This window comes from Streptomyces sp. NPDC057287 (genome assembly GCF_042667905.1).
Lineage (GTDB): Bacteria > Actinomycetota > Actinomycetes > Streptomycetales > Streptomycetaceae > Streptomyces.
Genome location: NZ_JBHUYV010000007.1, coordinates 321,627 through 335,791 on the forward strand (window position 1 = coordinate 321,627; position 14,165 = coordinate 335,791).

The window sequence follows — 14,165 nt, forward strand, 5'->3', positions numbered from 1 at the left end:
CCTCGCCCGGTCTACCTTTGCGCGTTGCCCGCAAGCCTTGCGGGTGGCCCCCGCGGGCCGCGTCGCCGGGGCAGGGCCGGGGGCGGGGCCGGGGGCTTTCCCGGGGGCCCCGGCCCTCTGTCGTGCCCTGTTCGCGGGGCGGGCGTGGCTGTGTGCCCGGTTCGTGGGCGGGGGCCGCTGCGCGGGGCTGATCCCCTCCCCGCCCCTTCCCGTAACCGGGGCTCCGCCCCGGGCCCCGCTCCTCAATCGCCGGAGGGGCTTGAGAGGGGCCCGAGCTTGAGTCTCCGCCCCGGGCCCCGCTCCTCGATCGCCGGAGGGGCTTGCGAAAGGGGCCCGAGCTGGAGGGCTCCGGGCTGGACCCCGCTCCCCAGTTGCCGAAGGGCTCGGGAGGGGCCGGTGTGTCGTGCGCGGACGGAAAGGGGCCCTTCCGGCAGGCAGGTGCTGCCGGAAGGGCCCCTGGGGCCGTGCTGGTTACCGCGCCGTCTTGCGCAGGCGGAACGTGAGCGCCAGGCCCTCGTCCTCGAACGGGGCGCCGTACGTGTCGTCCGCCTCACCCTGCGCGTAGTCCAGGGCCAGGACCTCGTCCGCGATCAGCGTCGCGTGCGTGGTCAGAGCCTCGGCCGTCTCCGTGGACGCCGATGTCCAGCGCACCGCGATCCGGTCCGCCACGTCCAGGCCGCTGTTCTTGCGGGCCTCCTGGATCAGCCGGATCGCGTCACGGGCCAGTCCGGCGGCCCGCAGCTCCGGGGTGATCTCCAGGTCCAGGGCGACCGTCGCGCCCGAGTCGGACGCCACCGACCACCCTTCCCGCGGGGTCTCCGTGATGATGACCTCGTCGGGAGCGAGAGTGATCTGCTCGCCTTCGACCTCGACCGAGGCCGTGCCCTCGCGCAGCGCCAGTGACAGCGCGGCCGCGTCGGTGTCCGCGACGGCCTTGGCCACCGCCTGGACGCCCTTCCCGAACCGCTTGCCCAGCGCGCGGAAGTTCGCCTTGGCCGTGGTGTCGACCAGCGAGCCGCCGACCTCGGAGAGCGAGGCCAGGGAGGAGACGTTCAGCTCCTCCGTGATCTGGGCGCGCAGCTCCGGCGTGAGCGTCTCGAAGCCCGTGGCCGCGATCAGGGCCCGCGACAGGGGCTGGCGGGTCTTGACCCCCGACTCCGCACGCGTGGCCCGGCCGAGCTCCACGAGGCGGCGTACCAGGGCCATCTGCGAGGAGAGCGCCGGGTCGATCGACGCCGGGTCCGCCTTCGGCCACGACGACAGGTGCACCGACTCCGGGGCGTCCGGGACGACGGGCACGATCAGGTCCTGCCAGACCCGCTCCGTGATGAACGGGGTCAGCGGCGCCATCAGCCGGGTGACGGTCTCCACGACCTCGTGGAGTGTGCGCAGCGCCGCCTTGTCGCCCTGCCAGAAGCGGCGGCGCGAGCGGCGGACGTACCAGTTGGACAGGTCGTCGACGAACGCGGAGAGCAGTTTGCCGGCCCGCTGGGTGTCGTATCCCTCCAGCGCGGTGGTGACCTCCTCCACCAGGGTGCCGAGCTCGCCCAGCAGCCAGCGGTCCAGGACCGTGCGGTCGGCGGGGGCCGGATCGGCCGCTGACGGCGCCCAGTTCGACGTACGGGCGTACAGGGCCTGGAAGGCCACCGTGTTCCAGTACGTGAGGAGCGTCTTGCGGACGACCTCCTGGATCGTCCCGTGGCCCACGCGGCGTGCCGCCCACGGGGAACCGCCCGCCGCCATGAACCAGCGCACCGCGTCGGCACCGTGCTGGTCCATCAGCGGGATCGGCTGGAGGATGTTGCCCAGGTGCTTGGACATCTTCCGGCCGTCCTCGGCGAGGATGTGGCCCAGGCAGACCACGTTCTCGTACGACGACTTGTCGAAGACCAGGGTCCCGACCGCCATGAGGGTGTAGAACCAGCCCCGGGTCTGGTCGATGGCCTCGGAGATGAACTGCGCCGGGTAGCGGCTCTCGAAGATCTCCTTGTTCTTGTACGGGTAGCCCCACTGCGCGAACGGCATCGAACCCGAGTCGTACCAGGCGTCGATGACCTCCGGGACGCGGTACGCCGCCAGCTGGCAGCTCTCGTGCGAGCAGGTGAAGGTGATCTCGTCGATGAAGGGGCGGTGCGGGTCCAGCTCCGACTGGTCGCGGCCGGTCAGCCCGGAGAGCTCGGCGCGGGAGCCGACGCAGGTCAGGTGGCCGTCCTCGCAGCGCCAGATGGGCAGCGGGGTGCCCCAGTAGCGGTTGCGGGACAGCGCCCAGTCGACGTTGTTGTTCAGCCAGTCGCCGAAGCGGCCGTTCTTGACCGACTCCGGGAACCAGTTGGTCTTCTCGTTCTCCTGGAGGAGCCGGTCCTTGACCGCGGTGGTGCGGATGTACCAGGACGGCTGCGCGTAGTACAGCAGGGCCGTGTGGCAGCGCCAGCAGTGCGGGTAGCTGTGCTCGTACGGGACGTGGCGGAAGAGCTTGCCGCGTGCGTCCAGGTCCTCGGTGAGGGCCTCGTCGGCCTTCTTGAAGAAGACGCCGCCGACCAGCGGGAGATCCTCCTCGAAGGTGCCGTCGGGGCGCACCGGGTTCACCACCGGCAGGCCGTACGCCTTGCAGACCAGGAGGTCGTCGGCGCCGAACGCGGGGGACTGGTGGACCAGACCCGTGCCGTCCTCGGTCGTGACGTACTCGGCGTTGACGACGAAGTGCGCCTCGCTCGGGAACTCGACGAGCTGGAAGGGGCGCTCGTACGTCCAGCGCTCCATCTCGCGGCCGGTGAAGGTCTCACCGGTGAGCTCCCAGCCCTCGCCGAGGGCCTTCTCGACCAGCGGCCGGGCCACCACGAGCTTCTCGGCGCCGTCCGTCGCGACCACGTAGTCGACGTCGGGGTGCGCGGCGACGGCGGTGTTGGAGACGAGGGTCCAGGGGGTCGTCGTCCAGACGAGCAGCGCGGCCTCGCCGGCCAGAGGTCCGCTCGTCAGCGGGAAGCGTACGAAGACCGAGGGGTCGACGACCGTCTCGTAGCCCTGGGCGAGCTCGTGGTCCGAGAGACCGGTGCCGCAGCGGGGGCACCAGGGGGCGACACGGTGGTCCTGGACCAGCAGGTCCTTGTTGAAGATCTCCTTCAGCGACCACCACACGGAGTCGACGTACTCCGGGTCCATCGTGCGGTAGGCGTCGTCGAGGTCGACCCAGTACCCCATGCGGGTCGTGAGCTCGGTGAACGCGTCGGTGTGGCGGGTCACGGACTCGCGGCACCTGGCGTTGAACTCGGCGATGCCGTACGCCTCGATGTCCTTCTTGCCGTTGAAGCCCAGCTCCTTCTCCACCGCGAGCTCGACCGGCAGCCCGTGGCAGTCCCAGCCGGCCTTGCGGCCCACGTGGTAGCCCTGCATGGTGCGGAAGCGCGGGAAGACGTCCTTGAAGACGCGGGCCTCGATGTGGTGGGCGCCGGGCATGCCGTTGGCCGTCGGCGGGCCCTCGTAGAAGACCCACTCGGGGCGGCCCTCGGACTGTTCGAGGCTCTTGGCGAAGACCTTGCTGTCGCGCCAGAAGTCGAGCACGGCGTGCTCGAGGGCGGGCAGGTCGACCTGGGCGGGTACCTGGCGGTACTGCGGCGATGTCATGTGCGGGCTTCCTCCGGCGGACGTCTTCCACTTCCGTCGGAGGGACGAGAGCCGTATCAGCTCCCGCGGTACCACCCTCCTTGGCCCCGGGCATACGCCCCGGGCCCCCTCATTGGGGTCGCGATGCCGGGTCTAACGGCTCTGTGCCCGTGGACAGGGCCCACGTGCCCAGAGCTTTCTTCCGACGGCTCCGGGGTGATCTTCACGGCGCGCTCGCCCCCGGGCTCCCACCGTCCCCGGGTCGCTCCTGGCTGCGTACGACGCTACTCGTCCCATCCATGCCTCTCGCTGCGGCCAGTGTACGGGCCCGTACGGGCGACGGCCGACCGGTTTATCCGCGGCGCGGGGCTTGACCCGAATGGCCAGTCGGGACGCACGGAGTCCCGGAGAGCGTGCGCGGGCGGATTACCGCGCGGGGAGCTGGGCACAACGGTTGCAGGCGCGCCACTGCCCCGCCGCGGTGAGGGGCGAACCGGCGGCGTGCCCCGTTGCCGCGGAGCCGGGGTCGATTTATCGTCCCAGCACGATTCGCGTGCAAGATCACAATATGTGAAGGGGCCGCGGCCATGGTGGCGAAGAAGACCGCCGTATCGAGAACGGCGTCCGAGAGATCCACGGCTGCGGCTGCCGAGGAAGGGACCGGGAGCGCGGGCGAGGAGGCCGGTCCGGAGAAGGAAGCGGCGAAGAAGACCGCGAAGAAGGCGGCGAAGAAGACCGCGCGGAGTACCGCCGGCGGAAAGAAGGCGGCAGCAGGTCAGGCGGAGCCGGAGGAGACCGGCGGGGAACCGGCGCACCACGGGCCGGCGAAGAAGAGCACGGCGAAGAAGAGCGCAGCCAAGAAGGCGTCGAAGAAGGCCACGGGGGCGGCCCAGGCCGCCGAGCAGACAGGAGCCCACACGGTGGCAGCCAAGAAGAGCGCGGCCCGGACCACGGCAGCAGGAGAGGGCACCGCGACAGCGACAGCGCCCGGTGACCTCGCGGTGAGGCCGGGGGAGGACCCCTGGACCCCGCAGGAGGTCGACGAGGCCAGGACCGAGCTGACCGGGGAGGTCCTCAGACTGCGCACCGAGCTGGAGGCGTCGGGCGCCGCTCTGGCCGGTCTGATGCGCGACTCCGGTGACGGGGCCGGCGACGACGACGCGGACACCGGCACGAAGAACATCACCCGCGAGCACGAGCTGTCCCTGGCCGCCCACGCCCAGGAGACCCTGGACCAGACCGAGCGCGCCCTCGCCCGCCTCGACGCGGGGACCTACGGACTCTGCGAGGTCTGCGGCAAGCCGATCGGCAAGGCGCGGATGCAGGCGTTCCCGCGGGCCACGCTCTGTGTGGAGGACAAGCAGAAGCAGGAGCGGCGCGGGTAGGGCTCCCGGCTGGATCATGCCGGATCCGGACCCCGTCCGGACGGGAGGTCCCGGCGGCGCGAGCCCGAGACGGGCAGGGGCCTGAAGCCCCTGTCCGCCCGGGTGTGTCGTACCCTCGTCCTCAGTCAGGCACCTAGGTTGAGGGACTCACGTGGCAGAGGCGGAGCGCATCATCGGTACGCCGGATATCCCTGATGCCGAGGGGACGGACGGGGCGGAGCCCCGGCACGCCGAGGGCTCGGACCCGGTCGGCGGCGACCGGCCGGGCGGACGGGGCGGGAAGAAGATCCTGGTCCTCCTCGTCGTGACCGTCCTGGCCTACCTCCTGGACCTGGGCAGCAAGATGCTCGTGGTCGCGAAGCTGGAGCACGAGGAGCCCATCGAGATCTTCGGCGACTGGCTGAAGTTCGACGCGATCCGCAACGCGGGCGCCGCCTTCGGGATCGGCGAGGCGTTCACCGTGATCTTCACGGCCATCGCGACCGTCGTGATCATCGTCATCGTCCGGCTCGCCCGCAAGCTCTACAGCCTGCCCTGGGCCATCGCCCTGGGGCTGCTGCTCGGCGGAGCGCTCGGCAACCTCACCGACCGCATCTTCCGCGCGCCCGGCGTCTTCGAGGGCGCGGTCGTGGACTTCATCGCTCCCGCCCACTTCGCCGTCTTCAACCTCGCCGATTCGGCGATCGTGTGCGGCGGAATCCTCATCGTGATCCTTTCCTTCAAGGGCCTGGACCCCGACGGCACCGTGCACAAGGACTAGCGGGCGCAAGGCATACTCGACTGGTGAGTACGTATCCCGAGGTCCGCACCCTGCCCGTACCCGACGGCCTGGAGGGCGAGCGTGTCGACGCCGCCATCTCCCGGATGTTCGGTTTCTCCCGCACCAAGGCCGCCGAGCTGGCCGCTGCCGGGAAGGTCCAGGTGGACGGCGCGGTCGCCGGGAAGTCCGAGCGGGTGCACGGCGGTGCCTGGCTGGAAGTGGAGATGCCCCAGGCACCCGCTCCCGTCCAGATCGTCGCCGAGCCCGTCGAGGGCATGGAGATCGTCCACGACGACGACGACATAGTCGTCATCATGAAGCCGGTCGGCGTCGCCGCGCACCCGAGCCCCGGCTGGACCGGTACCACTGTCATCGGCGGTCTCGCCGCGGCGGGCTACCGCATCTCCACGTCGGGCGCCGCCGAGCGCCAGGGCATCGTGCACCGGCTGGACGTCGGCACCTCGGGGCTGATGGTCGTGGCCAAGTCCGAGCGGGCCTACACCCTGCTGAAGGCGCAGTTCCGCGACCGGGTCGTCGAGAAGAAGTACCACGCGCTGGTGCAGGGCCACCCCGACCCGATGAGCGGCACCATCGACGCCCCCATCGGCCGCCACCCGCAGCACGACTACAAGTGGGCCGTCACCGCCGAGGGCAAGCCCTCCGTGACGCACTACGACCTCATCGAGGCCTACCGCGCGGCCAGCCTGCTCGACATCAAGCTGGAGACCGGGCGCACCCACCAGATCCGGGTGCACATGTCCGCGCACCGCCATCCCTGCGTCGGTGACCTGACCTACGGCGCCGACCCCACGCTGGCCAAGCGCCTCGGCCTGACCCGACAGTGGCTGCACGCGGTCCGGCTCGGCTTCGAGCACCCGTCCGACGGCCGCTGGGTCGAATTCGAGAGCGGCTACCCCGACGACCTGCGCCACGCCCTCGACACGATCGCCGCGGAGAGCGAATGACCTCCGGCACCACCCCGTACAGCACCCGCAGGGCCCTCGGTGAGAGCGACCTCGCGGCCTGCTTCCAGGTCCGCAAGGACGTCTTCGTCGGCGAGCAGCAGGTCCCCGAGGAGATCGAGTACGACGCCCACGACGCCACGGCCGTGCACGTCGTCGCCGTGGCCGCGGACGGCTCCACGCTCGGCACGGGGCGGCTGCTGCACGGCGAGGCGGCGGCGGACCGGACCGGTGGCGACCCCGCGGTCGGCTCGCTCGGACGGCTCGCGGTGACCCGTGAGGCCCGCGGCCTCGGTGTCGGCGCCGCACTGGTGCGGGCCATAGAGGAGGAGGCCCGCACGCTGGGCCTGGCCGCCGTGGACCTGCACGCCCAGACCCACGCCCTCGGCTTCTACGAGAGGCTCGGCTACCGGGCGTACGGCCCCGAGTTCCCGGACGCCGGGATGCCGCACCGGGCCATGCGCCGCGCTCTCTGATCCCACGGGGGTTGCCGCAGGTCCGCCGGCCCCGCATGGCACGCTGGGAGCCCTGACCGGCTGATCAACGGGCCACGGTGCCCGGAGCGCTGTGAAAGGCACCACGTGGACCAGATGGCACTGCTGCTCCTGCTTCTTCTCGGAGCGCTGGTCACGGTCCCACTGGGGGAGCGGCTCCGGCTGCCCGCGCCGGTGCTGATGACGCTCGCCGGGATCGGCATGGCTTTCGCCAGCTTCGTCCCCGACGTGGACATCCCGCCGGAGATCATTCTCCCAGCCCTGCTGCCCCCGCTGCTCTACGCCTCGGTGCAGCGCACCTCCTGGCGGCAGTTCGCGGCCAACAAGCGGCCGATCTTCCTGCTGGCCGTCGCCCTCGTCTTCGTCACGACAGCGGCGGTCGCGGCCGTGGCCGACGCGATCGTCCCCGGCCTGCCCATCGCCGCCGCCGTGGCCCTGGGCGCGCTCGTCGCCCCGCCCGACCCCGTCGCCGCCACGGCGGTCGCGGGGTCGCTCGGTCTGCCGCGCAGGCTCGTCTCGATCCTGGAGGGGGAGGGACTGTTCAACGACGTCACGGCCATCGTGCTCTACCACGTGGCGATCGCCGCGGCCGTCAGCGGCACCTTCTCGCTCCCGGAGGCGTTCGGGCTCCTCGTCCTCTCCGCGGTGGTGGCCGTGGTGGTGGGCCTGGTGCTCGGCTGGCTGACCATCAAGCTGATGGACCTGCTGGGCGACGCCACCCTTCAGGTCGGTCTGTCCTTGCTGGTGCCCTTCATCAGCTACGTGCTCGCCGAGGAACTGATGGGCTCCGGTGTGCTCGCGGTCCTCACCACCGCGCTCTTCCTCGCCGAGCACACGGCGGACGCCGACGACGTCCTCGGGCGGCTCACCGGCCGGTCCTTCTGGGAGATCGTCGACACCCTCGTGACCGGCGTCGCCTTCGGCCTCATCGGGCTCGAACTCCACAGCGTCTTCGGCACCGCCGACGGCCGTGAGCTGCAGCTCCTGGGCTGGGGGCTGGCGGTCGTCGCGGTCGTCGTCGGCGTGCGGCTCCTCTGGCTGCTCCCCGCGACCTGGCTCACCAACCGGCTGCACACCCGCCGCGACTACAGCGAGGAGATCCCCACGAGCCGTCGGGAGACCGTCGTCATGTGGTGGGCCGGAATGCGCGGGGTGGCCTCGGTGGCACTGGCCCTGGCCATCCCGCTGGAGACGGACGACGGGAAGCCGTTCCCCGGACGGGACGAGATCGTCTTCATCGCCTTCGCCGTCGTCATGGCCACCCTCGTCTTCCAAGGGCTGACCCTGCCGTGGCTCGTGCGGAAGCTCGGCGTACGGGCCGACACCGAGGTGGAGCAGACTCTGGAGCGGGATCTCGCGATCCGTGCCGCCCGGGCGGCGAAGCGCCGGCTCAAGGAGATCCAGGAGGTCGAGGACTTTCCCGAGGACGTCCAGGAGCGGCTGCAGCGCGCGGCGTACGACATCGGGGCGCGGATCAGCCCGGACATGGTCGACGAGGAGCGCCGTGAGGCCTACGCCCAGCGCGCCGAGCGGCTCAGGGCGTTCGGCCGGGTGCAGCGTGAGCTGCTCTCGGCCGCCCGCCACGAGGTGCTCTCCGCCCGCAGCGAGCCCGGCTCGGACCCGGAGGTCGTGGACCGGGTGCTGCGGTATCTGGACGTACGCAGCCTGCACTGACGACGCGCACGGCGCGCCCGCGAGGCGGCGTCAGCCGCGGCCCGTGCGGGGGGTCTTGTCCAGGTCCAGGTCCGCCGCCGCGCCGTTGCCCGGCCGGCTCCGCCTGTCGGCGGCGCCCGTCAGCTCCGGCCAGTGGTCGCCGGGGGTCAGCGAGGCGGGAGCCGTCAGGACCCGCGGGAGCGCGTACGGGTGGTTGTCCCGCAGCCAGCCGATCATCTGCTCCCGCACCGCGCAGCGCGCCGTCCAGATGTCGTCGGCGTCCTTCGCCGTGACCACGGCGCGCACCTCGATCGTCGTCGGGGTGGTGTCCGTGACCGCCAGCGACCAGTCGCGGCCGTCCCACGCCGCGCAGTCGCCGAGGACGTCCCTGAGCCGGTCACGCATCGCCGCGATCGGCGCCGAGTGGTCGAGCTGGAAGTAGACCGTGCCGGTCATCTGCGCCCCGCCGCGCGACCAGTTCTCGAACGGCTTGCTGGTGAAGTAGGACACAGGCATCGTGATCCGCCGCTCGTCCCAGGTGCGTACGGCGAGGAAGGTGAGGGTGATCTCCTCGACCGTGCCCCATTCCCCGTCCACCACGACGGTGTCGCCGATCCGCACCATGTCCCCGAAGGCGATCTGGAACCCGGCGAAGAGGTTGCCGAGCGTCGACTGGGCGGCGACACCGGCGACGATGCCGATCACACCGGCCGAGGCCAGCATCGAGGTGCCGACCGTACGCATCGCCGGGAAGGTCAGCAGCATCGCGGCGATCGCCACGGTCGCCACCACCGCGGTGACCACGCGCTGTATCAGCGCCACCTGGGTGCGTACCCTGCGCACACGGGCGGCGTCGCGCGAGGCCGACGCGTAGCGGGCGTACGAGGACTCCACGACCGTGGCCGCGACGCGGATGACCAGCCAGGCCGAAGCCGCGATCAGGGTCAGGGTCAGGGCCTGGCCGATGACGGCGCGGTGGTCACGGACGGGCTCGAAACGTATCTGGGTGAAGGAGCCCCGCAGCAGCGCGGTGCAGAGCACCACCTGCAGAGGCGGGCGGCAGCGCCGCAGCAGACCCCACAGCGGAGTCTCGTGGTGGCGGCTGTCGGCGCGGCGCAGCAGCAGGTCGACCAGCCACCCCACCGCCAGCGTGATCACCAGTGATCCACCCACCACCAGTACCAGCGGCAGTATGTTCTCCATTCCCTCGTCCTCCAAGCGTCGGGGCACAGCTGGCAACATGGGCCTCATGAACATCATGCTTTTCCACTCGACCTTTGGTCTGCGGCCCGCTGTGCACGCGGCTGCCGACCGGCTGCGTGCGGCCGGGCACGAGGTGCGCGTGCCCGATCTCTTCGAGGGGCACACCTTCGACACCGTCGAGGAGGGAATGGCCTTCAAGGAAGAGGTGGGCAAGGACGAGCTGCTCAAGCGCGCCGTCCTGGCCGCCGCGCCCTACTCCGACCAGGGCCTCGTGTACGCGGGATTCTCCTTCGGGGCGTCGGTCGCGCAGACCCTCGCGCTCGGCGACGCGAAGGCGCGCGGGCTGCTGCTGCTCCACGGCACGTCGGACATCGCGGAGAACGCCACGGTGGACGAACTGCCCGTCCAGCTCCACGTGGCCGACCCCGACCCGTTCGAGTCGCACGACTGGCTGAACAGCTGGTACCTCCAGATGCAGAGGACCGGCGCGGACGTCGAGGTCTACCGCTACCCGGGAGCCGGTCACCTCTTCACCGACCCCGACCTGCCCGACCACGACGGGGACGCGGCCCAGCTGACCTGGAAGGTCTCGCTGGGCTTCCTCGCCACGCTGTAGCGCGGGGGAGGGGCCGCGCACCCCTGTGCGCGGCCCCTCCGCGTTCCGTGCGGGTCAGCGCACCGGGGCGTCGGCCCTCTCCACCTTCTGCGTGCCGCTGCGCGTGCGGTACGAGCGGACCCAGGACGACGTCGCGTCCCGGTCCGTCTTGTCGGAGACCACGTAGTAGTCCATCTGCGAGCGCTCGGCCGTCACATCGAGGACGCCGTAGCCGTGCGCGTCCATGTCGACCCACTTCACGTGGCGGTTGGCTGCCCTGACCGCGGTCGCCGCGACCACCGAGACCGTCCCGGGAGCGACCCGCAGGATGTCGTCGAGGTTGTCCGAGGTGACCGAGGTCACGACGAACTCGGTGGCCGCCGACGCGGACAGCGGATACGTCGCCGCCCTGACGGGTACGTCGTTGGCCCACGCCATGTGGATGTCGCCGGTCAGGAAGACCGTGTCGGTGACGGCGCGGTCCCGCAGGTGCGAGATCAGCTCCTTGCGGTCGTCGGTGTAGCCGTCCCACTGGTCGACGTTGACCGCGAGCCCTTCCGCGGGGAGCCCCAGCAGCTCCGCCAGCGGCGCCAGCAGATGGGCCGGCAGCGCCCCGAAGGCGACCGGCGAGATCATCACCGAGGTGCCGACCAGCTTCCAGCGGGCATCCGAAGCCGTCAGCCCGGCCTTCAGCCAGTCCAGCTGCGCCCGTCCCGTGATCGAGCGCTCCGGGTCGTCGACCGCGCCGTTGCCGATCGACGCCTGCTCGGAGCGGAAGCTGCGCAGGTCGAGGAGGTGCAGCTCGGCCAGGTCGCCGAAGCTCAGACGCCGGTAGACGGTGCCCTCGGTGGAGGCGCGGACCGGCATCCACTCGAAGTACGCCTGCTTCGCGGCGGCCATCCGGGCGGCCCAGGGGCCCTCGGTGCCGGGGGTGTGGTTCTCGGCTCCCCCGGACCACGCGTCGTTGGCGAACTCGTGGTCGTCCCAGATGGCGATCACCGGGTGGGCGGCGTGCAGCGCCTGGAGATCGGTGTCCGTCTTGTACGTGGCGTGCCGCAGGCGGTAGTCGGCGAGCGACAGGATCTCGTGGAGCGGGGCGTGGGGGCGGACGACGGTGTCCTGGGTCGGATAGCTGCCCGACGCGTACTCGTAGATGTAGTCGCCCAGGTGCAGGACGGCGTCCAGGTCGGCGCGGGCCGCGAGGTGGCGGTACGGGGAGAACCAGCCCGCCTCCCAGTTGGCGCAGGACACCACGCCGAACCGGATCCCGGCGACGGTGGCCCCGGTGGCGGGCGCCGTGCGGGTGCGGCCCACGGGGGAGAGGACGGCCTGCCCGCCCTCCGCCCCGCCGCCGGCCGCGGAGAAGCGGAACCAGTAGTCCGTGGCGGGGCGAAGCCCCCGGACGTCGGCCTTGACCGTGTGGTCGGAGCCGGCCCGTGCGACGGACGTGCCCCGGGCCGCGATCCGGGCGAAGGCCTTGTCCTCGGCGATCTCCCAGGTCACCGGTGTGTCGGCGCCCAGGCCTGAGCCGGGCATGGCCTCGGCGGAGGGGGTGACGCGGGTCCACAGGAGCATGCCGTCGGGCAGCGGGTCGCCCGAGGCGACGCCGTGCAGGAAGACCGGGCCGTCGGCGGCCCGGGCACTGGTGGACGTCAGCACGGAGCCGGCGACCGCGGTGGCTGCGGCGGCCTTGACGACCGTGCGGCGGGTGGGCGTGGCGGAGAGGTGTCGTCTGGTCACGGGCGATCACCCTACTGGCGGGTACGACGAACAGGCGGGCGAACAAAGGAAGTTCGCCCGCCTGTTGGCCGGATGACGCCTGGTGTTACGCCGACAGGCCCCGCCGGGCCGTGGCTTTTCCCGTCCGTCCGCCCGCCCCCTACGGCAGGAGGGCCGGAGGCGGGTCTCAGCCCTTCAGCGCCTTGGTGACCGCCGCGTTGAAGTCGGCCACGGTCATGGGGGCGTTCTCGCTGCCCTCGGCGGTGAGCGTCTTGCCGTCCATCTTGAGGGTCGGCGTGCCCTGCACCCCGCTCTTGTCGAACGTCTTGGACATCTTGATCGCCCAGGCGTCGTACGTACCGTCCTCGACGGCCTTCTGGAACGCCTTGTTGCCCTTGAGCGCGTCCACCGTGTCCGCCACCTCGATCAGGTAGCTGTCCTTGGCGAACTTGTCGTTCGTCTCCTCGGGGTGGTACTTCGCCGAGTACAGGGCGGTCTTGTACTCCAGGAAGGCGTCCGGGCTCACGTCGAGCGCCGCACCCAGGGCGCTCAGGGCGTTCTTCGAGCCCTCGCCGCTGTCGGAGTTGTCGATGAAGGTGGCGCCGACGTACTTGATCTTGTACTTGCCGGCGTCGACGTCCTTGGCAACGGTCTCGCCGACCGTCTGCTCGAACGTGGCGCAGATCGGGCAGCGCGAGTCCTCGTAGAGCTCCAGGGTCTTCTTGGCGCTCGACTCACCGATCACGACGGTCGTGCCGTTGTCACCCGAGGTGTTCTTGGGGGCGGTGACGTTCTTCGCGTCCGCCGCGGCCTCCCAGGCGGAGGGCTTGCTCAGCTGCATCACGCCGTAGCTGACACCGCCGGCGATCGCCAGCACGGCGACGACCGAGACGCCGACGACGATCTGCTTGCGCGCCTTGTCCTTCTTGGCCTGGCGCTCGCGCTCCACGCGCAGCCGCTCACGGGCGGCGGACTTGTTGGCCTGGGTGTTGCGACTGCTCATGGGGGTGCTCCGTAGACGTGAGATGGCTCAGGGGGGTCGTACCGCTTGCTCAGGCAGGGGTGAACGCCGAGCGCGGGGGGCCCCTCCGTCCCACGGAGTGCACGAGGAAGCGGGCCGGGGCGAGCGGGTGCGGGCGCCCCGCGCGCCGGGCACGGGCCGGTGCGTGGGGCCGCGCCGTACCCACCACGGCGACCGCGGTGAGCAGGGGCCGGAATGCGAAGGCGGCCGCCGCGCGCAGCAGCCCCGCGAGCGCGGACTCACCGCGCCGCAGCCAGGCCGCGGCGAGCAGACCCACCGTCACGTGTGCGGCGAGCAGCAGCCACGGGACGGCGGGCCCCGGTGAGGCCAGCAGGGCGGTGGCGTGGTCCCCGCCACCGGCCACCCCGGCCAGGGGTGTGCCGACCGCCGCCACGCCGGAGAGCCCGTCGGGACCGCGCCCGGCCTCTCCGCCGCAGAGGACGTCGACGCCCACGGAGCGCAGCGGACCCGCGATGGGACCGCCCGCCGCTCCGTAACAGAGGTGCTGGCCGGTGGTGAACACCGTGTCGGCGGCCAGCTCCAGCGGAACGAGCAGCCCGGCGATCGCCCCGAAGCCGCGCTCCCGGCCCGCCAGCGCGAACGCCACGGCGAAGACCGCGCCGGCCAGCAGCGCGACAGCGGCCAGGGGCAGCGGGACCCGGGAGAGCAGCACATGGGACGCGGACGAGAGCGTGACGACGAGCGCGGTGAACAGCGCCGCGCGTACCGCTCTCATCTGCGTCCCTGATACGTCCATCGCCGGAGAGTGTGCC

Annotated in this window: 11 protein-coding genes; 6 read left to right on the forward strand and 5 right to left on the reverse strand. The window is 71.6% G+C overall.

Annotated features, from left to right (window positions below):
• Positions 1 to 471: 471 nt before the first annotated feature.
• Complete coding sequence (gene ileS / locus ACFUNE_RS16640) at positions 472 to 3,621, reverse strand: isoleucine--tRNA ligase (protein ID WP_383567591.1); 3,150 nt, start codon at positions 3,619 to 3,621, stop codon at positions 472 to 474.
• Between the two features lie 566 nt (positions 3,622 to 4,187).
• Between ileS and ACFUNE_RS16645 the strand changes: the two genes are divergently transcribed.
• The 5 genes from ACFUNE_RS16645 (at position 4,188) to ACFUNE_RS16665 (ending at position 8,875) form a co-directional block, all read left to right on the forward strand.
• Positions 4,188 to 4,985: a TraR/DksA family transcriptional regulator gene (locus tag ACFUNE_RS16645; protein ID WP_383567594.1), complete on the forward strand. Its 798-nt coding sequence runs from the start codon at positions 4,188 to 4,190 to the stop codon at positions 4,983 to 4,985.
• 151 nt (positions 4,986 to 5,136) lie between these two features.
• On the forward strand, positions 5,137 to 5,745 hold the full coding sequence (lspA, locus tag ACFUNE_RS16650) for a signal peptidase II (RefSeq protein WP_383567597.1): 609 nt from the start codon (positions 5,137 to 5,139) through the stop codon (positions 5,743 to 5,745).
• 23 nt (positions 5,746 to 5,768) lie between these two features.
• Positions 5,769 to 6,710, forward strand: coding sequence for an RluA family pseudouridine synthase (locus tag ACFUNE_RS16655; protein ID WP_383567600.1), 942 nt, complete (start codon positions 5,769 to 5,771; stop codon positions 6,708 to 6,710).
• On the forward strand, positions 6,707 to 7,183 hold the full coding sequence (locus tag ACFUNE_RS16660; protein ID WP_383567603.1) for a GNAT family N-acetyltransferase: 477 nt from the start codon (positions 6,707 to 6,709) through the stop codon (positions 7,181 to 7,183). Before ACFUNE_RS16655 ends, ACFUNE_RS16660 begins: the two co-directional genes overlap by 4 nt.
• 105 nt (positions 7,184 to 7,288) lie before the next feature.
• Positions 7,289 to 8,875 (forward strand): Na+/H+ antiporter, encoded by a 1,587-nt coding sequence (locus ACFUNE_RS16665; RefSeq protein WP_383567606.1) that lies wholly within the window; start codon positions 7,289 to 7,291, stop codon positions 8,873 to 8,875.
• A 30-nt stretch (positions 8,876 to 8,905) separates the two neighbouring features.
• Here ACFUNE_RS16665 and ACFUNE_RS16670 read toward each other — a convergent pair whose 3' ends face one another.
• Positions 8,906 to 10,057 carry a mechanosensitive ion channel family protein gene (locus ACFUNE_RS16670; RefSeq protein WP_383567609.1) on the reverse strand — a complete coding sequence of 384 codons (1,152 nt, stop codon included), beginning with the start codon at positions 10,055 to 10,057 and terminating at the stop codon, positions 8,906 to 8,908.
• Positions 10,058 to 10,094: 37 nt separating this feature from the next.
• Between ACFUNE_RS16670 and ACFUNE_RS16675 the strand changes: the two genes are divergently transcribed.
• Positions 10,095 to 10,673, forward strand: coding sequence for a dienelactone hydrolase family protein (locus tag ACFUNE_RS16675; protein ID WP_383567612.1), 579 nt, complete (start codon positions 10,095 to 10,097; stop codon positions 10,671 to 10,673).
• A gap of 54 nt (positions 10,674 to 10,727) precedes the next feature.
• On the opposite strand, the gene ACFUNE_RS16680 is transcribed toward ACFUNE_RS16675, so the two are convergent.
• From ACFUNE_RS16680 to ACFUNE_RS16690, 3 genes are all read right to left on the reverse strand, one after another.
• Positions 10,728 to 12,392 (reverse strand): alkaline phosphatase D family protein, encoded by a 1,665-nt coding sequence (locus ACFUNE_RS16680; protein ID WP_383567614.1) that lies wholly within the window; start codon positions 12,390 to 12,392, stop codon positions 10,728 to 10,730.
• A gap of 166 nt (positions 12,393 to 12,558) precedes the next feature.
• Positions 12,559 to 13,374 carry a DsbA family protein gene (locus tag ACFUNE_RS16685; protein ID WP_383567617.1) on the reverse strand — a complete coding sequence of 272 codons (816 nt, stop codon included), beginning with the start codon at positions 13,372 to 13,374 and terminating at the stop codon, positions 12,559 to 12,561.
• 49 nt (positions 13,375 to 13,423) lie between these two features.
• Positions 13,424 to 14,149, reverse strand: coding sequence for a hypothetical protein (locus ACFUNE_RS16690; protein WP_383567620.1), 726 nt, complete (start codon positions 14,147 to 14,149; stop codon positions 13,424 to 13,426).
• Positions 14,150 to 14,165 lie beyond the last annotated feature (16 nt).